Annotated in this window: 17 protein-coding genes; 10 read left to right on the top strand and 7 right to left on the bottom strand. The window is 54.9% G+C overall.

Annotation, left to right across the window (positions count from 1 at the left end; genetic code table 11):
* Positions 1-2: 2 nt before the first annotated feature.
* From LEP6406_RS29235 to LEP6406_RS0221870, 3 genes are read left to right on the top strand one after another with little or no spacing between them, the layout of a single operon-like run.
* Positions 3-917, top strand: coding sequence for a glycosyltransferase family 2 protein (locus LEP6406_RS29235; RefSeq protein WP_008313459.1), 915 nt, complete (start codon positions 3-5; stop codon positions 915-917).
* Entirely contained in the window at positions 827-1,768 is a 942-nt protein-coding gene (locus tag LEP6406_RS31585) for a class I SAM-dependent methyltransferase (RefSeq protein WP_193364932.1), read from the top strand. The genes LEP6406_RS29235 and LEP6406_RS31585 overlap by 91 nt, the downstream gene beginning before the upstream one ends.
* 19 nt (positions 1,769-1,787) lie before the next feature.
* Positions 1,788-2,981, top strand: coding sequence for a glycosyltransferase family 4 protein (locus tag LEP6406_RS0221870; RefSeq protein WP_008313463.1), 1,194 nt, complete (start codon positions 1,788-1,790; stop codon positions 2,979-2,981).
* Positions 2,982-3,087: 106 nt separating this feature from the next.
* Here LEP6406_RS0221870 and LEP6406_RS0221865 read toward each other — a convergent pair whose 3' ends face one another.
* Positions 3,088-3,393 (bottom strand): hypothetical protein, encoded by a 306-nt coding sequence (locus tag LEP6406_RS0221865; protein ID WP_225886603.1) that lies wholly within the window; start codon positions 3,391-3,393, stop codon positions 3,088-3,090.
* 359 nt (positions 3,394-3,752) lie between these two features.
* On the opposite strand from LEP6406_RS0221865, the gene LEP6406_RS0221860 reads away from it, so the two are divergent.
* From LEP6406_RS0221860 to murI, 6 genes are all read left to right on the top strand, one after another.
* Complete coding sequence (locus tag LEP6406_RS0221860) at positions 3,753-4,958, top strand: anhydro-N-acetylmuramic acid kinase (RefSeq protein WP_008313466.1); 1,206 nt, start codon at positions 3,753-3,755, stop codon at positions 4,956-4,958.
* Positions 4,959-5,138: 180 nt separating this feature from the next.
* On the top strand, positions 5,139-5,579 hold the full coding sequence (locus tag LEP6406_RS0221855; RefSeq protein ID WP_008313469.1) for a hypothetical protein: 441 nt from the start codon (positions 5,139-5,141) through the stop codon (positions 5,577-5,579).
* Positions 5,580-6,211: 632 nt separating this feature from the next.
* The gene (locus LEP6406_RS0221850; RefSeq protein ID WP_008313470.1) at positions 6,212-7,741 is read left to right on the top strand and encodes a serine/threonine protein kinase; all 1,530 of its coding nucleotides are present in this window, start codon (positions 6,212-6,214) and stop codon (positions 7,739-7,741) included.
* A gap of 93 nt (positions 7,742-7,834) precedes the next feature.
* Positions 7,835-8,647 carry a carbon-nitrogen hydrolase family protein gene (locus tag LEP6406_RS0221845; RefSeq protein WP_008313472.1) on the top strand — a complete coding sequence of 271 codons (813 nt, stop codon included), beginning with the start codon at positions 7,835-7,837 and terminating at the stop codon, positions 8,645-8,647.
* A gap of 211 nt (positions 8,648-8,858) precedes the next feature.
* Positions 8,859-10,304, top strand: coding sequence for a cation:proton antiporter (locus LEP6406_RS0221840; RefSeq protein ID WP_008313474.1), 1,446 nt, complete (start codon positions 8,859-8,861; stop codon positions 10,302-10,304).
* Between the two features lie 129 nt (positions 10,305-10,433).
* Positions 10,434-11,321, top strand: coding sequence for a glutamate racemase (murI, locus tag LEP6406_RS0221835; protein ID WP_008315161.1), 888 nt, complete (start codon positions 10,434-10,436; stop codon positions 11,319-11,321).
* A gap of 127 nt (positions 11,322-11,448) precedes the next feature.
* On the opposite strand, the gene LEP6406_RS0221830 is transcribed toward murI, so the two are convergent.
* The 4 genes from LEP6406_RS0221830 to LEP6406_RS0221815 all read right to left on the bottom strand — a co-directional run bounded on the left by LEP6406_RS0221830 (position 11,449) and on the right by LEP6406_RS0221815 (position 14,968).
* Entirely contained in the window at positions 11,449-12,663 is a 1,215-nt protein-coding gene (locus LEP6406_RS0221830; RefSeq protein ID WP_008318544.1) for a tetratricopeptide repeat protein, read from the bottom strand.
* A 3-nt stretch (positions 12,664-12,666) separates the two neighbouring features.
* Entirely contained in the window at positions 12,667-13,653 is a 987-nt protein-coding gene (locus LEP6406_RS0221825; protein ID WP_008318542.1) for a DUF3086 domain-containing protein, read from the bottom strand.
* 27 nt (positions 13,654-13,680) lie between these two features.
* On the bottom strand, positions 13,681-14,109 hold the full coding sequence (locus LEP6406_RS0221820; RefSeq protein WP_027269340.1) for a DUF3119 family protein: 429 nt from the start codon (positions 14,107-14,109) through the stop codon (positions 13,681-13,683).
* Positions 14,110-14,173: 64 nt separating this feature from the next.
* Complete coding sequence (locus LEP6406_RS0221815) at positions 14,174-14,968, bottom strand: MlaE family lipid ABC transporter permease subunit (protein ID WP_008318538.1); 795 nt, start codon at positions 14,966-14,968, stop codon at positions 14,174-14,176.
* A gap of 308 nt (positions 14,969-15,276) precedes the next feature.
* Between LEP6406_RS0221815 and LEP6406_RS0221810 the strand changes: the two genes are divergently transcribed.
* Positions 15,277-16,818 (top strand): M16 family metallopeptidase, encoded by a 1,542-nt coding sequence (locus LEP6406_RS0221810; protein ID WP_051463817.1) that lies wholly within the window; start codon positions 15,277-15,279, stop codon positions 16,816-16,818.
* Positions 16,819-16,834: 16 nt separating this feature from the next.
* On the opposite strand, the gene rmuC is transcribed toward LEP6406_RS0221810, so the two are convergent.
* On the bottom strand, positions 16,835-18,346 hold the full coding sequence (gene rmuC / locus LEP6406_RS0221805; protein WP_008318534.1) for a DNA recombination protein RmuC: 1,512 nt from the start codon (positions 18,344-18,346) through the stop codon (positions 16,835-16,837).
* A gap of 279 nt (positions 18,347-18,625) precedes the next feature.
* The gene (locus LEP6406_RS0221800) at positions 18,626-20,269 is read right to left on the bottom strand and encodes a cation:proton antiporter (protein ID WP_008318532.1); all 1,644 of its coding nucleotides are present in this window, start codon (positions 20,267-20,269) and stop codon (positions 18,626-18,628) included.
* Positions 20,270-20,440: the final 171 nt, after the last annotated feature.

Below are 20,440 nucleotides of genomic sequence, written 5' to 3'. Positions count from 1 at the left end.
ATATGAAACCCACTGTTGCCGCTGTAGTCGTGACGTTCAATCGTAAGCAGCTCCTACATCAGTGTCTGACTGCACTCTTAAATCAAAGTTGCCCAGTGGATTGTATTGTTGTAATTGATAATGCATCTACAGACGGTACAACTGAGATGCTGGCTGAAAATGGCTATCTCCATCAATCCAGACTCATTTACCAAAAAATGTCTGAAAATACCGGAGGAGCAGGGGGATTTCATGAAGGTATGAAACTGGCATTTGAAGCTGGCTATACCTGGCTCTGGTTAATGGATGACGATGGTGTACCCGCTGACACCTGCCTCGAAAGATTATTAATTAATTCAGAGAAATATGATGTGATTGGAACTGCTGTTGTCAAGCCTGATGACTCGGAAGCCTTAGCACTAAAGTTGCGAGTTTTGGATGACCAAGGCTATTTTGCTAACCGTCAGTATATTTCCACCTACCGCGATCTTTGCGCGCAATCCCAGAATGGGATCTATGCAGGGACAGCAAACTTTTTCAATGGGGTTTTGATTCATCGCCGTGTTCCTGAAAGTATTGGATATGTGCTCAAAGAGCTTTTCATCTGGGGAGATGAATATGAGTATTCGCTACGTATTAAGGCTGCTAATTTTCAGGTGGCAACTGCGGTGGATGCTATCTATCGGCATCCAGCGTCTCTATTTACCTTCAGTAAACTGAAATATTACTATTACTTTCGTAATTTGATCTATGTTTATCAGAATTATGCTCAGATTATGTATCGCCCCAGTCTTAGATGGCTATTTCCTATCTACACTGTGGCCAACTGTCTACGCATGACTCCCTCTTGGTCACCCCATTATCTCGCTCGGGTTCTATCGGCAGTATTTTGGGCATGGCAGGGAAAATTAATTCCTTACAACTGGACCTCAACCTAACAATGTTCTCTTCCCAGACGTGCCCAGTTTGTGAATCCACCCAATCGAAGAGTTTATTTTCTGTTGCGGATGGAAAGCTTGTCCAATGTATTGAATGCAAGCTAGTTTTTTATACCCCATTGCCAAGTTCGGCGGAATTAGCTGCTTTTTATGATGCCGAAAGCTATCGTCAAAACTATCATCACAGCCCTCTAGCTGGAATGCAGATGGCTAAGATTCGCTATCAACAACTGAAAAGCTACTTCCGCCAGAGGACGTCACATGATCTAGGTCTTTCTCCCCAGCTTCGTTATCTAGATGTTGGTTGTGGCGAAGGGGATTTACTCAAAGTATTAGCAGCAGAGGGCTGGGACACTCTGGGAACAGAGATTTCTGCTAAAGCAGTTGCTCAAGCAGGAGAAGGCTGGCGCGATCGCATTCAGGTTGGCGATATAAACTCTGTTGATTTCCCATCTGCATACTTCGATTTGATTACAATGTATCATGTTATAGAACATCTTTTAGACCCTGTAGATGCTCTGTCAAGAGTCTATAACTGGCTAAAGCCAGGTGGTATTCTTTTTATTGAAACTCCTAATTGGGGTGGCTTAGGGGCAAGATTACGAGGACGTTCTTGGTCTCTTATTATTCCTCCAGAGCACTTAACCTACTTCCAGAAAAGCTCGTTATCCTATGCTCTGAGTCGAGCTGGATATGGAGATTTTCAGGTCTTCTCTAGTACTCCACAGGTGCTAGAAAGCCTCGATCGATTCCCTATTGGGGTACGACAATTTATCGCTATTGCATACCGCTTAGCTCCATATATGGGTCTAGGAGCAAATCTTCAAGCTTTAGCTTTTCGAGATCACTAAATGGACTTACAACCCCCTCATGAAACTGCTCTATACCTTGACTAGCTATGTGCCAGCTATAGGTGGGGCTCAAGTTCATACTCACCTTCTAGCTCAACACCTAGCGATTAGAAACACTGTTCAAACTGTCTGCCACTGGGACCATAATCGAACTGATTGGCTATGGGGTACGACCATTGGTCAACCCTCATCCTATAACTATCAAGTTAATAGTATCCCTGTTCATCGGTTGGGTTTTACCTGGGCTGAGAAGCTAAGAATTCTACCTTGGTTGCCTTTGTACTACCCTCTCATGTCTTTAGCTTTACCACCTGTAGTAAAGCTAATTGCTAGGCATTTACAACCCTTTATCCATAAAGCCGATGTACTTCACAATGTACGTATTGGCCGTGAGGGGATTAGTGTGGCTTCCTGGAAAGTTGCCCAACAACACAATCTTCCTTTCATATTGACGCCCGTACATCATCCTCGTTGGGTGGGCTGGCGCTACCGTGCTTACCTTGAGTTATATCGTCAAGCAGATGCGGTCATAGCACTAACGGCCAGTGAGAAAGCCACGCTTATTATGCTTGGAGTTGAACCAGAGCACATTTATGTTACGGGTATTGGCCCTGTACTTGCAGCGAAAGGCCAAGGGAAGACTTTCCGCGATATCTACAATATTCAAGAACCCATCGTTTTGTTTCTGGGCCAACATTATTCTTACAAAGGATTTCGTCAAGTTTTGGAGGCTGCACCTTCTGTTTGGAAACAATTACCGGATGTTCAGTTTGTTTTTATTGGCCCTGCGGTCAAAAGGTCCGAACAAGTTTTTGACGCCTATGCCGATCCGCGTATTCATCGCTTGGGTTCAGTAGATCTCCAGACTAAGACTAATGCTCTAGCTGCCTGTGATTTGCTGTGTGTCCCTTCTTCTCAGGAAAGTTTTGGGGGTGTTTACACAGAGGCATGGAGTTTTGGTAAGCCTGTTATTGGGGGAAGAATTCCCGCGATCGCAGATGTCGTCACTGATGGGCAGGATGGTTTTCTTGTAAATCAAGATCCTGAAGAAATTGCCTGTCGCATTCTGGATCTGTTAACTCAGCCTGCTGCTGCTGCGGCCATGGGGCTGGCTGGTAAACGTAAGGTGGAAGCCCATTACACATGGCCTAAGTTGGCCGAGAAAACCCTGGGTGTTTATCGTTCAGTTTTGGGAGGGAGGAAGGGCGTTTGAGTGAATCCAGATTGGGTTTCCAAACCAATGCCCTAGTCACAGTGGTCAAGGGTGACTAGGGCATTGGTCCTAAGCAGGGATGCTGCTGTGGGCTTGAGGGAAGAACTTAATAGGCGATTTCGTTGAGGACGTATTGCATGAAGTCGCTAGCGACTTCCGAGCTATTTTCATGGGCAGAAAAGACGATGACCATACTGTCGCTGCCTGCGGCATAGCAGAGAATGCGGAAGGTGCCGTCGTCAAAGTAGCCGGTGCGATCGATTTCTCCACCATCAGAGGGAACGCCAATATCTTGAATGAATTGATCGGCGCGGCTGAGGCAGCCACTTTGGTCTACCCCTTGTAGCCAACGATCGCCGCTGGCGATTTCAGGGGCGGCAAAAGCAGGGAGTCCTAGGGTGGCTAGGCTCATACTAACGAATCCAGCGGAGAGAATTTGATTGAGCTTCATCATGGGGTTGGGTTGATAACAATGGACGAGTAGCCATCGCCGGGATAGTGACCGGAGGTTCCTGACGCATCAGACCCTTTAGTTTGTTGAGCAGTCCTGATGCCAGTCTAGACGCCGATAGTCCTGGGGGCTTGCTGGTCTTGGGATACAGCGATCGCAGGTCAATTTCCGGGACTCCCACAAAAAAGGGGCGTTTTGAGGGTATCTCGGCAATTTTAGGGGCAAGGGAGATGGAAAATACACCTAGAGAGCAGCATACTTCTATTCCTTACAGTTTATCCTTACGCCTAGAGAACGACTGATCAAGGAGTCCTCGGCCCATGCGTGTGATTGGTTTAATTAGCGGCACCTCTGTAGACGGTATTGATGGTGCGATCGCAGAAATTCACGGTCAGGGATATCAGCTCGCGGTGACGGTGCTGGGGGGGGGCACGGTGGCCTATCCCCCGGAGGTCCAAGGCGCGATTCTCCGAGCCTGTGCTGGGGAAGCCCTGACCTTGTCAGCCCTGGCGGATCTGGATGACGCCGTGGCCCAATGTTTTGCCCAGGCGGCCCAAGCCCTCGTGGATCAATATGGTCCTGTGGATCTGGTGGCCTCCCACGGTCAAACAGTGTTCCATCGCCCGCCAGACCGAGGGGCAGAAGGGGCGAGGCGGAACCCACGCTTGGGCTACAGTCTGCAATTGGGGCGGGGAGCCGCGATCTCGGATCAACTCCAGTGCCTCACCGTCAGCAACTTTCGAGCCGCCGATATCGCCGTAGGGGGAGAGGGTGCCCCCCTCGTCCCCCCCATAGATGCGGTGCTACTGGCCCATGAAAACCGCGATCGCTGCGTTCAAAACATCGGCGGCATCGGCAATGTGGCTTATCTGCCCCCGCAGGACAAGCTATTCGCCACCCCCTCACCCCAGGTCTTTGGCTGGGATACCGGCCCCGGCAATAGCCTGTTGGACCTCGCGGTGCAGACCCTTTCCGGAGGCACCCTCACCTTTGATCAGGGAGGACAGTGGGCCGCCCAAGGCACCCCCGACCTGTCCTTAGTAGAAACCTGGCTGCGGCATCCCTACTTTGATCAGGCCCCGCCTAAATCCACTGGGCGAGAACTCTTTGGCTGGGACTTTTGGCAGCAGTGTCAGGCTCAAATGACGACCTTAGCTCCTGCGGATGTGTTAGCCACTCTAGTGGACTTTACCGCCGCCTCTATTGCTCAGGAATATCGACGTTGGCTACCCCAGTTGCCTGCTGAGGTGCTGCTGTGTGGCGGGGGAAGTCGCAATTTCTATCTTCGAGAGCGGCTAGCCCATTACCTGCCCGTAATCCCCATTACTACTACGGACGACTTGGGCGTTCCCAGTGGTCTGAAAGAGGCGATTGCCTTTGCCGTTTTGGGATTTTGGCGACATCAGGGCTTTCCCGGCAACCTCCCGACAGTGACCGGAGCCCATGGTCCCGTGGTGCTGGGAGAAATTCACTACCCTACCCCCACGGCGTTTCCGTTCGGGACAGGATCTTCACCTATGCTGTAATGGAAGCGGACGGGGGTAATGATGGATCTTGTGCCCCTTGTCTGGTGAGCCGGGATAAGAAGGGTGAGCGAGTCATACCTATCTAGGCCACCCTATCTGAGCACTAGGCTTGGCGAGGGTTTGGGCCTAGGGGATAGACTGGCCCATAACCAAAACCAGAGGGGTTGCGGGAGAAAACGGGTGGAGCATACATTTTTACTGGAACCAGGGCGCTGGAAGCTCCAGGGCAATTGGCTAGAGCGAGAGGCTATGCCCATAGCGGTTCGTGGTGCGATTTTGATCGCCTGGAGCAACGACGATTGGTTCACTATGGTCATGAAGCTGACCTTTCCCAATTCCGAGATGGATCAGGTTTCACTCCAGTATCGGGGGCGTTTGATCGGTGGAGAGCGTCAGTACACCTTTGTGCTTCAGCACACCCAACTCGATCGGGTGGAAGGGGAAGGTTGGGTTACGCCGGATTCTGTCGTGCAGAGATACTGGGCAATCAATGATCGTCAGCGCCGTACAGGCTTTGAAACCCTCTATCGCCTCAACAGTGATCGCTATCACCTATCCAGCGGCATCATGGCGGGTCACCACCTCACCAGCGCTATGGAAGCCACCCTCGATCGCCATTAGGGACAGGGAACTTGGGGACCAATGTTTCTAGCGATGGTCTCCGACTCGCCTCCGTCCATCGCAGACCCGAGCCAGAGCCAAATCTATCCCGAAGCGGGCAGCGGCGATCGGTATCTTAGAAGGGTAGAAAGGCTCGCTGGGAGGCAATCCCTACGCATCCCCTGGGCATGATGAGTACATCAGTGGATGCCTGTGATTTCCCCCAGCGGGGACTCGCTACAATACGGTTACTTCAACAAGCTTTGTAGGGCCAGAGTTATCCCCTAGCCCATACGGGGCTGTCTTAGATCAGGTTAACTAGGGGCTGTGGATAATCAAGGCCATATTCCTGGTTATGGGGCGGTTACAGCCCCTAGCTTGATTAAGTAGGGCGGGCGTGGTCATGTCTACCCCGTCAGGGGTTCCTCGTTCAAGTGTCCAAAGGCCCTAGATTGAAGTAGCTAGATCGGGGTATTTGCTATCTACATCCACTTGTTTGTATCGCCATTCCCTACTGCCCCCATTGAGCCTTATGCCTTCCTGGTAGCTGTTCCAGGTTATCCAGGTTGAGCAAGGCGAGGGCTTGATTTGGGATCGCGGTGGTCAGTCACCGTTCTGACCCTGTTGATCCCGATGCCATTTCATTGACCCCCATGTCAGACCCCAATCTCGGCCTCAAATTAGCCAATCGCTATGAACTCGTAGAACTGCTGGGGCAGGGCGCAATGGGGCGTGTCTATCTGGCAGAAGATACCCTATTAGGGGGAGTCATGGTAGCGGTCAAGTTCTTGGCCCAAACCCTGCTGAATAAAAAAATGCGCGATCGCTTCGTTCAAGAAGCCACCACCTGCGCCCAATTAGGCCAGAAAAGTATCCATGTGGTGCGCGTCACCGACTACGGCGTCAGCGAAGACGAGGTGCCCTTCTATGTCATGGAATACTTACAAGGGGACAACCTCAGCAAAATTATCAACCCAAAACCCCTTCCCGTACCCCGCTTTTTGGGACTGTGTCGTCAAATTTGCCTCGGGCTCCAATCCGCCCACGACGGCATTCGCGTCAAGGGCTATGACAAGCCCGTCTCCATTATTCACCGAGACATCAAGCCCAGTAATATTCTCATCACTCAGGATCCAACCCTGGGAGAATTGGCGAAAATCCTTGACTTTGGCATTGCCAAACTACTCCAAGCCGACATCGACCAGACCAGTTCCTTCATGGGCACTCTTGCTTATGCTTCTCCCGAGCAAATGGAAGGGCGTGAGTTAGATAACCGCTCCGATATCTACAGCATGGGCATCATGATGTTCCAGATGCTTACCAGCAGAATTCCTTTGACGGCGGAAAGCCATACCTTCGGCGGTTGGTATAAGGCTCACCATTCCCAGCCGCCAAAAGCTATTCACGAAGTCACCTCGGTCCAGAAGGTGCCAAAACTGCTGGAGGATCTGATCATGGCCTGTTTGGCCAAGGATCCTAAGGATCGTCCCCAAACTGTAGGGGACATCATCAAGGCTCTAGAGCCCTTGGATCAGCGCTTTGGAACCGGATTTCGCATTGGCCAACGCATTGGTGCGACGCTGTCTCGGGTGCCCGTAGTCAAAAAAAATGCCGATAGCACCCTCACCGAACCCCAGACCGAAGACGATATCTGTCGGCTGACCTCTTGGCCTAAAAATAAGCCCATTGCTGAAATTGTCTTTCCCTACCCCCTGCCCACCAGCAAGCGTACCCTAGCCACCCTCTGGGTGATGCTGCCCCAAGTGGAGGTGGACAAGCGTCTTCTAGGGAGTCGCTACAACAACTTCATCTGCACTATGTCTCCCCACCCCATGGCGCTCTGGCTGACAGTGCTTTACAACGCCCAGCATGGTCCGCGCTGGCTACCGTGCTACTTAGATTTGAAAACGAAGGCGGGTCAGGAAATGGGCTTTTTGCTGGGGCAAGTGGGGCAATACAAAATCCTCTTCTTTGCCAAGGAGAACCCCCAGCGCTGTGCTCATGTGGTCTCCGCCAACATCGCTAACCCCCAGCGCAAGCTACTGCAAGAGTGGGTAATGGCAGCTCGGAGTCACCCCTCTGTGGGCAATGCCGCAGATAGCAAGGATGTACTAAAGCGTGAGCTAACCACCAGCCTCAAGCCCAAAATTCTCAAACAGCTAGAGGCCCTGCACGAAAACTAGGTGTATTCCATCTCTCAATCAGAAGCCATCCTGCGTAAGAGAGATGCCAGAACCGCATAAAATTAAGGACCAAAGACCTATCGAGACGAACCTATGAGGCCCTACCTGGCAGCCGCAATCCAGATGACCAGCGTGCCGGATCTGGAGAAAAATCTGGCCCAGGCAGAAGATTTGATTGACTTGGCAGTACGTCAGGGTGCCGAGTTGGTGACGCTGCCAGAGAATTTTTCCTTTTTGGGGGATGAAGCGGCTAAACAGGCCCAGGCTCAGGTGATTGGCGATGCCAGCGAAGCCTTTTTGAAAAAAATGGCTCAGCGCTACCAAGTAACCCTGTTGGGTGGGGGCTATCCGGTGCCGACTACGGGTAATAAGGTTTACAACACGGCGCTGCTGGTGGGGCCGGATGGCAACGAGCTGTTGCGATATGAGAAGGTCCATCTTTTTGACGTGAATGTGCCTGATGGCAATACCTATCGGGAGTCAAATACTGTAGTTTCGGGCCAGCGGTTACCCAATGTGTATCCCTCTAAGCATCTAGGCAATATTGGGGTGTCGGTGTGCTACGATGTGCGCTTTCCTGAGCTCTATCGCCATCTCTCCCAGATGGGGGCGGAGGTGTTGGTGGTGCCCGCTGCCTTTACCGCTTTCACGGGTAAGGACCATTGGCAGATTTTGCTCCAGGCGAGGGCGATTGAAAATACCTGTTATGTTCTGGCTCCGGCCCAGACGGGCTACCACAACAACCGTCGCCAATCCCATGGCCATGCCGCCATTATTGATCCCTGGGGGGTGGTGCTGGCAGATGCTGGGACGAGTCCGGGAATTGCGATCGCAGAAATCACCCCTGCTCGTCTGCTCCAGGTGCGGCAACAGATGCCCTCCCTAGAACACCGGGTTTTCATTTAGAGTATTCCATCTAAAAAATCATCCTGGTCATGGTCGCGTACTCTTCCCCTTGGGACGGTTGCGGTGAAACCCCGGATAGGCATTTAGCTCGAACACTCTCCGTAACGTTAAACCATTGATAGACCCTCAAAAACCACAGATCACTCTCTGGGTGAACCTTGTAGGGGAGCAGACTCGGGTACCCTAGACAAGATGCGTTTTTTCAGACCGAATGGTGGATTTGCTTCCTTGGCTGGTTTCTGTTGGCAGTCCCCTAACATCGGCCTGTATAGGCGGTGGGGATCAAGGGTTTTTTCTCCTGGCGGAAGCCTCAGAGGCAGAACTAGAGCCGCTGGTGCTGGCTAGCGTGTTGCTGAGCCTGATTACGGTGTACTTGGCGGCTAAAATCGGGGGCGAACTGTGTGCCCGGTTAAATCTCCCCCCAGTACTGGGGGAATTGGTAGGCGGAGTAGTGGTGGGGATCTCAGCCCTGCACCTCATCGTCTTTCCCGAGGCTGGTGGGGAAATGGGATCGGCCCTACTGCGGGTGGTGGATGCCACCGCTGGCCTTGACCCCCAGTCTCTGATGACGGTTTTCCGGGGTGAGAGTGAGGTGATCTCCGTCCTGGCGGAGTTGGGGGTCATCATTCTGCTATTTGAAATTGGTCTGGAATCGGACCTGAAGGAATTGATCCGGGTCGGTCCCCAGGCGGCGGTGGTGGCTGTTGTGGGGGTAGTGGTACCCTTTGCCCTTGGAACGGTGGGGCTGATTGCCCTATTCAACATTGCTACGGTGCCTGCCATCTTTGCTGGGGCGGCGCTGACCGCGACCAGTATTGGGATTACGGCCAAGGTGCTGGCGGAACTCCAGCGCCTCAATTCCAAGGAGGGGCAGATCATTATCGGCGCGGCGGTCCTGGATGATGTGTTGGGGATTATTGTGCTGGCGGTGGTGGCGAGTCTAGCCAAAACCGGGGAAATCGAAATCCTGAATGTGGTGTATCTGATTGCCGGGGCGGCCATTTTCCTGGTGGGGTCCATTTTCTTGGGGCGGTTACTGAGTCCCTTCTTTGTCACCCTTGTGGATCAGATGAAAACCCGAGGCCAGGTGATCATCAGTTCCCTGGTATTCGCGTTTTTCCTGTCCTATGTGGCGGCGGCGATTCAGCTTGAAACGATTCTGGGAGCCTTTGCAGCGGGGTTGATTTTGGCAGAAACCTCCAAGCGCAAGGAGCTGGAGGAGCAGATTAGCCCCATTGCCGACATGCTGGTGCCTATCTTCTTCGTCACGGTCGGGGCACGGACCGATCTGGGGGTTTTGAATCCCTTAGATCCCAATAATCGCGAAGGATTGATTATTGCCTCCTTCTTGGTGCTGGTTGCGATCGCGGGCAAGGTAGTGACAGGGTTTGCCGTCTTTGGCCAACCGGGGATCAACCGCCTTGCTATTGGCTTTGGTATGGTGCCCCGAGGTGAGGTGGGATTGGTTTTTGCTGGGGTGGGATCTGCTAGTGGGGCACTGTCGGAGTCATTGGAAGCCGCCATTATTGTGATGGTGATTTCAACGACGTTCCTAGCGCCGCCGCTGCTGCGGGTGGTGTTTAAGGAGCCCGATGATACGGGGTCTGATACGGATGAGAAGGAGATCCCAGCGGTGGAAGCAGGGGAGGTGTCTTAGGGGAGTGGGGGAGTGGGGGAGTGGGGGAGTGGGGGAGTGGGGATTGCCTTAATGGGGTAAAACTCCCGTACACTCTTAACAACTTTTCCGTTAAGAACTTTGTCATATCCCGTAAAGGCGTCTCCGTTTATGAATGGTTGCTCCCAGCCTGCATTCCGTGACCTATCTGCGGCTCCCATTGGTATTTTTGACAGCGGTGTGGGGGGGCTGACGGTGCTGCGGGAATTGGACCGCCAGTTACCCCAGGAATCGATTTTGTACTTTGGGGATACGGCCCGCTTACCCTACGGCAACCGCAGCGCCGAAGAGATCCTGCACTTTGTGCGAGACATCATGGACTGGATGGTGGAGCAGGGGGTAAAGATGGTGATGATGGCCTGCAATACCAGCTCTGCTCTAGTGCTAGAACAGGTACAGCAGGAGTATGACCTCCCCATTCTGGGGTTGATCTGGCCAGGGGCACGGGCGGCAGCCCAAGCAGGACGACGGATTGGGGTGATTGCCACTCCAGCGACTGTGGCGAGTAATGCCTATCGGCGGGCTATTTTGGAGGTGGAGCCCAGTGCCCAGATTTGGCAGGTGGGGTGCCCTGAGTTTGTGCCGTTGATTGAGCAGGGTCAACTTCAGCATCCCCGCACCCGCGCAGTAGCGGCAACTTACCTCCAACCACTGGTGGCAGCCCAAATTGATGCCTTAGTGTACGGCTGCACCCACTATCCCCATCTAGAGCCCGTGTTAGGACAAATTCTGCCTTCCGCCGTACAACGGGTCGATCCGGCGGTACATCTGGTGGCGACCGCTGCGCGAGAACTGACGCTGCTCAATCTCCGCCATAGGGGGTCTGCCCAGAAAACGCGCTTCTATGTCAGTGGCGAACCGGAGGGGTTCGCCAATCTGTCGGTGCGGTGGCTGGGCTATCGGCCTCGGGTAGAACAGGTTATTTTTGCCCCTATAAGGGAGCTGCGGGTTAATAGTGTACCCAGTGGCCAGGTTTCGACTTCGCTCAACCTTCAGTGATCGAGGGCTGAGCGAAGTCGTTCGCTTTAGCGTCTCCCGAAGGGAGAAAGCCCGATCAGCGGAGCGGGTACGTTATTTTCCTGCGAGTCCCTAACGGTGTTTTAGGTCAGGGCTAGGGGCGATCTACTTAGGTGACCAAACCCAAACTACGAAGACTGTGTTGGAGTTGAAAGGCCCGACTGGGGTCGGTGTGCTGATATAGGGTGAGGGCGCGCTGGAAGGACTGGATACTCTCGGGAAGTTTCCCTAGCTTGAATAAGGCCACCCCTAGGTTTTGATGGGCTTCGGCATAGTGGGGCTGGAGTGCGATCGCAGTTTTATAGGCCGCGATCGCAGGTTCCAAATAGCCCCGTCCTCGCTGGGCCGTTCCCAGGTTGTAATGGGCCACGGCAAAGTTCGGAGCAATCTGGGTGGCTTTTTCAAACAGTTCTACCGCTCCCGTTAACTGCTTTTGCCCCGTCAGAATACTGCCCAGATTGATGTAGGCTCCCAGTTTCAAGGTCTCCGGAATAGGCTGAGCTAGGGCGAGGCGATAGTGGGCCTCCGCTTCCGTCCAGCGATCATGGCTGCTATCCGCTAGGGCCAAATGGTAGTGCAGTTCATAGGTGGTACTGGGGTCAGCTTTGCCCATTTGCAGTGCCCGCTCTAGCAAAGGACGGGCCTTGTCCCAGTCACCAGCTTGGCCATAGAGAGCTCCCAGCTTGTTGGCAATGTAGGGATCATCGGGGTGCTCCGCCAGGTAGCCCGCCATGATGCTCTGGGCGCGGGCAAATTTGTCTCGGGCTGCGATCGCGCTAGCCTGATACCCCGTGTGGATCATGGCCACCTCTGGATAGGTGACGACCTGCCACTGGGATTCCTGGGCCATCACCACCGCTACGGCATCATCCACTGTCTCGTGATAGGGGCGCTGGAACCGTACCTGAGGGTGGCGACGAAACAAACGGGATACAGCAGAATAGGGAGTCTGCTCTGCTTCCACCTCATGGCGCAGTAGCGTCACCATCAGTACATCCGCTAGGGCAATATCTCCCCAGGGTTCCCCCGTCCGCACCTGTTGCAAAAGCTGCTGCCCTGCGGGAGTCAGGGTTTCATCCGCATCCAACACCAATACCCAGTCTCCTGTGGCGTGGTCTAGGGAGATATTGCGAGCCGCCGCAAAGTCATTCTGCCAGTCTACGGTGACGACCTTAGCCCCAGCAGCCTCTGAGATCGCAATAGTGTCATCCGTCGAACCCGTATCCACGACGATGATCTCGTCTACGCAGTCAGACACGGATTGAAAACACCCCGGCAGATGGGTGGCTTCGTTTCTGACGATCATGCAGAGGGAGAGGGTCATAGGTTAGTAATACTCGTAGGCATCCGCCGTGGGGTTGGCGGGGTCGGGAGCAAAGGCAAGCCAGAGGGGAAACTGAAGCAGCGACAGACTGATCTTGCCCTCCGACTCATCAATCAAAATTAAGGGCAGGAGATTTTCCGCTAACAGACGTTCTGCCCGCTGGGCCAGAGGTTCCGCCGACTCAAAGAGGGTAATGCCCCGACCCGTGCCAAAGTCCCCTCGGGACACCCCCAGGCAGTCTTGGAATCCCCGCCGCCATTCCCCCAGACGCTCAGGGGTGTTGGCCAGCATCAGCACCCGCAACCGATCGCCGTAGAGGGTGTAGAGAATTGAGACTGCGGCTGAGGCAACCAGCACATTTTGCAGGCGGCTGCTAAGGGTTTTTACCGCTCCCCGCCCCCCTTGATTAAAGAACCAGTTGGAGATGCGCTCGCTGTGGATGGGTTCAAAGGTGCGGCGAAACTGCCAAACCGGGCCATAGTAATCGGGGCGGAGACGATATTGGTCTAGCAGGCTTTGAATGCGATTGCTTTGGCGTTGAAAGCGAGATTGGGCGAAGTCTACGGTGGCTGTCGGCTCCGAGGAAGTCTCTGGAGCGGTGGGGTGCGGTCGTCCAGGGCGTTCCGTCCGGGGGGCTGGTTCCGGTGGCAGCATTTCCAACTGTTCGGCGGCGGCGGCGAGGTCTTGCAGACTCCCCACTAGGTATTCCTTAAAGCCCTGTACCCGCATTGCCAAATCCTGGGAGGCTCCAGCAAAAGTGGTCTTCATTTCTGCATCAATGCGATCGCGGCGGCGCTCTAGCTTCTCGATCTCCAGCTCCAGAGATCGCTTGCGGCGCTCTAAATCCACCAAGCCCTGTTGCACCAGACGGGCAATATCCGTCTGTACCTTTCCGGTGCCCCCCACAGGATCGCCCTCGGTAATAGACGCTTCCCCACTGGCAAAGCTGGAGGAGGAAGCAGCGGAAAAGGCAGATTCATCAGCGGTCATAGATCCGAGGGGTGAGGGAACAGGGCATTAGGAAGGCTGCTGAGCATCCGCTGCCGCTTGGGGCAAACGGGCTTCTAGTTCACTGCGGAGGGCCGCAGGTTGGAACAAGATGGGTAAAAAGTGGATGCTGTTGACTTCCCGAAAGTAGAACAGGATGGGCAGTGGGGACCAAAACAGCTCCCAAAGTTGCCAATCTTGGTAGGGAAATTGGCGAATCTGGGTCTGGCCCCGGTAGATCTCTAGAGCTATGGGGGTGAACACCAGCCTTAGGGTCACGGTCTGGTAGAGCAGAAAGAGGGCAAATACTGCGATCGCACCCCCAAGCCAGAGCTGTACCCATAACAGCGGCACGGCCAAAAGTCCCAATCCTATGGGAATGGCATAGCTGGGGAGCAGCGTCGTAGTCGTGGTGGGAGAATCTCTATCTGTGGAATCCTGATGCGGAGAAGCAGTCACAGGTGTTACCAAACCCATCTCGGGCTAACGTGTGCTTCCCATTGTAAAGGGCGACCGTCCTCCCTCACCCCCCCAATATGGCACTTCCCGTCCCTTGGAACATCAGCCAGGAGAGGAAAAAATTACTGATAAAGATCGCCAAGAGAGAGGTCACCACCGCCGTGGTGGTGGATTGCCCCACCCCCTTTGCCCCCCCCGTGGTGGTCAGGCCCCAACTGGTGCCAATCACTGCAATCAAGATCCCAAAGACAAAGGCTTTGATCACGGAGCTGACCAGATCCCAGGTGGACAAAAAGTTTTGGGCTGAATTGATAAACACTGTCTGGGAAATGCCATAGAGGGAGGTCGCAATCAGCAGCCCCCCGGTCATCCCTGTAATAAAGGACAGCAGATTCAACACCGGCAGCATCAGGGCGCAGGCCACCAATCGGGGGATTACCAGGTAGTCGATGGGGTCGGTCTTGAGGATTTGCAGAGCATCGATCTGTTCCGTAACCTTCATGGTGCCGATCTCAGCGGCAAAGGCGGAACCGACACGCCCCGCCAGCACAACTGCCGTCAGCACCGGAGCGAGTTCTCGCGCTAGGGTTAGGGCCAAAACCCCGCCCACGGCAGTCCCCGCCCCAAAGTTGATAAATTCCCGTGTCACCTGAATGGTGAATACCATGCCCACAAAGGTGGCGGTCAGGAGGGCAATCAGCAAGGAGGCTGGCCCCACGATAGCCATTTGCTCTAGGGTATTCCGCCGATGGATCGGTCGGGAAATGAGGTGAATCACCACCTGTCCCCCCAGCAAAATCGCTGCCAAGAGGCGTTGGCTCCAGCGCTGCAAGTTGTAGGAATTTGTAGCCTGGGTCAAAGGGTAACCTCATCACGGCGTGATGGGCAAAGTCCGGTCGGAGACCATCGCAATCGCCACACCTGTTTCCAGCATTATCCTGTTTCCAGCATTATATAGAACCGCCTATGGATAAACCGCCTATGAATAGCCTTGCCTGGATATAGGTTTAGGAAACCTAAAAATGTCAGTTCGGGGGGGGCTGTGTTGAAATTGAAAAGGCGTATTCTTTTTTCGGCGCGATCGCAATGCTCTTCTCCTCCTCTTCTTCTTTAACGGGTCATCCGGCTGCCCTCCGCCATACCCCGAACCATCCCAGCGGACGCCCTATGGGACGAGTTCTCGGATTGCTGGCTCTGCTATGGATAGGGCTAATGGGGTTCATAGCCCTACCCCTGCCTGCCCTAGCGCAGGATGCTGGGGCAAATACTGGTCCCTCGGTTCAGCCCTATCTAGACCGGGTGGCGCAGCAAGTAACCGAGTTCACCCTCGACAATGGTCTCAAGTTCATCGTGCTAGAGCGACACCAAGCGCCAGTGGTGTCCTTTATGCTGTACGCCAATGTGGGGGCGGTGAATGAGGAGGATGGCAAAACAGGTGTTGCCCATTATCTAGAGCACTTGGCCTTTAAGGGCACCCAGCGCATCGGTACCCAAAACTATGGGGCCGAACAGGCGGTACTGGATCGCCAAGACCGGGTATTTGATGAAATCCTAGCCGCTGAGAAGGCCGGGAATCTTGAGGAAGCAGCGGATCTGCGATCGCGCCTCACCGACCTGCGTGCAGAAGCGGCCCAGTATGTAGAGCAAAACAAATATGGCCAAATCGTAGAACAGGCCGGAGGTGTTGGCCTCAATGCCACCACCGGGGCCGATGCTACCCGCTACTTCTACAGTCTCCCCTCCAACAAACTAGAACTGTGGATGTCCCTAGAATCGGAGCGATTCCTAGAGCCCGTATTCCGAGAATTTTACGAAGAGAAGGATGTCATCCTCGAAGAGCGACGGATGCGGGTAGACAACTCCCCCATCGGCAAGCTGATTGAGGTCTTTCTAGAAACAGCCTTTGAACAACACCCCTATCGCCGCCCCATCATTGGCTATGCCGATGACCTCTACGTCGCCACCCGTCGGGATGTACAGACATTTTTCGACGCCTACTACGGTCCCAGCAATCTTGTCGCAGTGGTGGTCGGGGACGTGAATCCCAGGGAGGTGCAACGCATGGCGCGAGCCTACTTTGGCCGCTTCTCTGCCCGCAGTCTCCCGGCCACCGTGACAGTGACAGAGCCCCCCCAAACCGAGACTCGGGAGTTCACCCTCACCTTGGCCTCCCAACCCTGGTATATCGAGGGCTACCACCGCCCCAGCCTCACGGACCCAGATCATGCCACCTACGGCATGATCGAGGCCCTACTCACCAGTGGGCGCACCGCTCGCCTCTACAAAACCCTGGTAGAGGATCAGCGCTTGGCCCTGAGTGTGGGCAGTGTCAACGGGTTCCCCGGCGACCAATATCCCAACCTGTTGCTGCTCTATGCCCTCACCGCCCCCGGTACCCAGCCCGATGACATCGCCCCTTTGATCCATAGCGAACTGGACCGACTGATCAACACCCCTGTCCCCGAAGCCGATCTGGAGCGGGTGAAAACCCAGGCCCGCGCCGCCCTACTACGGCAGTTGTCCTCCAATGCGGGGATGGCGTCGCTGCTGGCGGAATATGAAGCCAAAACGGGCTCCTGGCGGCATGTTTTTGCGGAGTTACAGGCTATTGATGCCGTGACCGCCACCGATGTACAACGGGTTGCCCGCACCGTCTTCCGCCCTGAAAACCGCACTGTGGGCAAGATTCTGCCGGAAGGCGGAGCCTAGCGCGGCTTACCACCCATCACTCTCCCTCCTCCGGTAGCGATCGCGGCCACCGATCCAGGGTGTCAATGCTCTCCAAATCCTCCCCCGAAGCGGCTCCCAGATCTTTGAACTTGCGGGCTGTAACCAAAACACGGGATTCCAAGGAGCCCACCACTTTGTTGAAGGCATCCACCGTACTGTCCAAGCCTCGACGCATTTTGCCTACATGGCCCAAGAGGGTGTGGGTGCGATCGTAGAGTTCGCGACCTAGGTCGCTGACCTGTTGGGCATTTTCCGCCATACGCTCCTGTCGCCAACCGTAGGCCACCGCCTTGAGTAGGGCAATCAGAGTGGTGGGGGTAGCCAGAATTACCCGTTGATCGACACCAAACTCAATCAGGCCGGGATCCTGTTCTAACGCGGCACTGAAAAAGGTTTCCCCCGGTAAAAACAGGACGGCGAATTCCGGGGCGGGCTGGAACTGATCCCAATACCCCTTGCTGCCCAACTGGGTCAGGTGGGTGCGGATCTGGCGGGCGTGGGCTTGCAGATGGGTGCGGCGGCTGGCCTCATCCGGAGCCTCTACCGATTCTAAATAGGCTTGGAGGGGGGCCTTGGCATCGACAATGATTTGGCGCTGGTTGGGCAGTTGAATCACCATGTCGGGTCGGCGGCGACCGCCTTCTGTGGTCACCGAGGTCTGTTGGCTGAAGTCGCAATATTTCACCATGCCCGCCATCTCCACCACCCGCTGAAGCTGGATTTCTCCCCAGCGCCCGCGCACCGTAGGGGAGCGCAGGGCTTTGACCAAGTTGGCGGTTTCCCCCTGGAGTTGGCTTTGGGCTAGCGCTAGCCCCTTCACCTGCTCCGACAGGCTGCTGTAGGCGGCGGTGCGGGCGGTTTCCAAGTCCTGCAAGCGACTGCCCACCTGTTCTAAAGAACTTTGTAGGGGTTGCACTAGGGCGGCGATCGCCTGTTGGCGCTGGGTCAGATCTCCCTGGGCCTGGGATTGGTACCTGCCCAACAGGGTTTCCGCCAGTTGCATAAAGGATTGAGAATTGCGCTGGAGGGCATCGGCGGAGAGGGCTTTGAAGGCATCGGTGAGGCGCGCTTGGGCGTGGTCCAGCAGCCGTTGTTTCTCCGCCATCGCCTGTTGCTCTTGCTGGAGACGGGTTTCCACCTCTCGACCCTGCACCTGGAGAGCAGCGCAGGCAGCTTGCAACTGGTGGATCTGGGCCTCCCGCTCCCGAAGCTGCTGCTGAAGAGGGGGCATCTGGGCGGCTTGGGCTTCGGCGGTACCCCGGCGGCTGGCTTCTTGGCGGAGTTCCCCTTGGATGGTCTCTAGGCGGTCATCGCGGTGTTGCAGGGCAGCCTGCAAGTCTTTAATCTGCTGGGTGTGGGCCTGCAATCGTTCCAGCATCCCAGCCCGATCGGCGATGGTATCTGCTTTGGCGCGATCGCGAATTCCCTGCACCCGGCTTTGGCATAGCAGCCACGTGACCCCGCCCCCCAGCCCCATGCCGATCCCCAGTGCCAGAATTAGTTCCACCCTATCTCCGCCGCATTAATCTCCCTACGCTAGCAACGTTTGTACTATCCTTCAATCCCCTGTCTAGAATAATCCGGGATCGCCTCCTGGCAGCCAGAAGAAACCGCCAACCCCCGAGGATTTTTTGATCCCACCTTTGTGGTGCTGACGGAAAATGAGGATGCCGCCGATCTGCTGCAACCAATCAACGCTGCTTGCAGCAGATCGGCGACACCGCCAACGGATATCACATTTACACTATTCGCCGTTGATTGTCCCCACGCCCTAGGGTTCAGCCAACTAGCTCCGTAGGTTTGCCGCCAATTCTTCGGCGGCTTGCTCAGCCGCATCCACAAAGGGCCGCAGAATCAAATCTATATCAGTGCTGCGGAGCAGCTCATCCTCCCGGTCTTGGTGGACCGTGACCGCCAGTTTGCCTTGGTAGCCATGGTGGCGCAAGGCATGGAGCAGGGTCAGGTTGACCTCTCGCCCAGGAATACTGCTGACCACCCACTTTACGGTTCCTAGGGCAAGGTGGCTGGGATATTCTGGATCCTCCGCATCGCCATAATGGACTGAGAATCCCTGCCGTCGCCAGCGCCGCACATTCTCGGGATCAAAGTCTACTCCATGGACCTCCAGTCCTTTACTGGCCAGACTGTTTACCAGCCAGCCCCCGTAGCGGCCTAAGCCATAGACGATCACATCGGCACCGACGGCGGCTATGTCTGTATCTCCCTCTTCTTCTCGGTGGGGAATGCGGCGCTCAAAAATACCTAGGAGCGGAGAGAGTCGTTCGTAGAGTTCGTGGGAATAGAGAATGAGGTAGGTAGAAAGGCCAATGGTAATTAGGCCCACGAGGGTAATGAGTCCGACGATTTCCTCGTCGATATGGCCCAAGCTCAACCCTAAAGCCGCCAGAATCAGGGAAAATTCGCTGATTTGGGCTACCGTTAACCCTGCCAGCAACCCTGTGCGCTTGCGGTAACCCAGGTAGCCCATGATCACCATGACAATGGTGGGATTGCCCACCAGTACAAATAGGGACAGCAGTACAGCGGGGCCGATCTGCGCCCCCAGCAAACTGAGGTCGAGATGGGAGCCTAGTTCTACAAAAAAGAACAGCAGTAGGAAGTCGCGAATGCCCACCAGCCGCGCCCCAATCGCCTCTCTATAGGGGGTGGAGGCCAGGGAAATACCGGCGAGAAATGACCCGACTTCACTGCTAAAGCCTAGAATTTCACTCAGGGCCGCTAGGGAAACAGCCCATGCGATCGCAAATATCAACAACAATTCCTGCGATCGCGCCACATGCCGCAGCAGGGTGGGGAGCCCGTAGGCCATCATCACCGCCACCCCCACTAGCAGCGCTCCCCCCTTTGCCAAGAGTTGCACTAGCACTGTCCCCAGCGTGGTTTCCCCAGTACTCCCCATTGCTGAGAGGCCAATCATGACCAAGACCACCACTAGGTCTTGGACAATGAGAAAACCCAGGGCAATGCGACCGTGGAGGGAATCGATCTCCCGCTTATCTGACAGCAGTTTGACAACGATGATGGTGCTGGAGAAGGTCAGGGCCACCGCGATATACAGTGCCGTCAGCGGAGAGTAACCTAGCAGCCAAGCCAGCAAAAAGCCCACAATGGAGGTGAAGCCCACCTGCCCCAACCCGGTTGCTACGGCCACTAGACCCATAGTTTGAATCAGGTGCAAATCTAACTTGAGCCCCACCACAAAGAGCAGCAGGGCAATGCCCAGCTCAGCAAATAGCGCCAGTTGTTCACCGGACTGAATCCACCCCGTCACCGATGGCCCCATCAGAATACCAACAGCAATGAAGGCCACAATTAGGGGCTGGCGGAGATAGAGGGCAATCGCCCCCACCCCCGCTGAGATCACGAGTAAAAATGCCGTTTCGTAGAACGGATTGGTCAAAATTTCCATGGCTCAATCCTTCACAACCACCGATCTACATTCGATCTACATTTAATTGCGCCTGCGCTGCCCGTGGCCTGCGCTGTCCCTATCAATCCTCCCATGACTTCCCCACAGCCATCGGAACCCCCTATCTTGTAAGAACAGGAAGACCTGTACTACACCTGCCACCGCCGTAAT

The sequence above is a fragment of the Leptolyngbya sp. PCC 6406 genome (assembly GCF_000332095.2).
GTDB lineage: Bacteria > Cyanobacteriota > Cyanobacteriia > Phormidesmidales > Phormidesmidaceae > PCC-6406.
The sequence above is the reverse complement of the archived record's forward strand: the minus strand, read 5'-3'. Positions and strand labels throughout refer to the sequence as shown.

Excerpts from the sequence above, each read along its gene's own strand:
- LEP6406_RS0221830 (WP_008318544.1), bottom strand. The coding sequence starts at position 12,663 with ATGACCCTCTCCCTCTGCATGATCGTCAGAAACGAAGCCACCCATCTG.
- LEP6406_RS0221845 (WP_008313472.1), top strand. The coding sequence starts at position 7,835 with ATGAGGCCCTACCTGGCAGCCGCAATCCAGATGACCAGCGTGCCGGAT.
- LEP6406_RS0221825 (WP_008318542.1), bottom strand. The coding sequence starts at position 13,653 with ATGACCGCTGATGAATCTGCCTTTTCCGCTGCTTCCTCCTCCAGCTTT.
- murI (WP_008315161.1), top strand. The coding sequence starts at position 10,434 with ATGAATGGTTGCTCCCAGCCTGCATTCCGTGACCTATCTGCGGCTCCC.
- LEP6406_RS0221865 (WP_225886603.1), bottom strand. The coding sequence starts at position 3,393 with ATGAGCCTAGCCACCCTAGGACTCCCTGCTTTTGCCGCCCCTGAAATC.
- LEP6406_RS0221860 (WP_008313466.1), top strand. The coding sequence starts at position 3,753 with ATGCGTGTGATTGGTTTAATTAGCGGCACCTCTGTAGACGGTATTGAT.
- LEP6406_RS0221850 (WP_008313470.1), top strand. The coding sequence starts at position 6,212 with ATGTCAGACCCCAATCTCGGCCTCAAATTAGCCAATCGCTATGAACTC.
- LEP6406_RS29235 (WP_008313459.1), top strand. The coding sequence starts at position 3 with ATGAAACCCACTGTTGCCGCTGTAGTCGTGACGTTCAATCGTAAGCAG.
- LEP6406_RS0221840 (WP_008313474.1), top strand. The coding sequence starts at position 8,859 with ATGGTGGATTTGCTTCCTTGGCTGGTTTCTGTTGGCAGTCCCCTAACA.
- LEP6406_RS0221800 (WP_008318532.1), bottom strand. The coding sequence starts at position 20,269 with ATGGAAATTTTGACCAATCCGTTCTACGAAACGGCATTTTTACTCGTG.
- LEP6406_RS0221810 (WP_051463817.1), top strand. The coding sequence starts at position 15,277 with ATGGGACGAGTTCTCGGATTGCTGGCTCTGCTATGGATAGGGCTAATG.
- LEP6406_RS0221870 (WP_008313463.1), top strand. The coding sequence starts at position 1,788 with ATGAAACTGCTCTATACCTTGACTAGCTATGTGCCAGCTATAGGTGGG.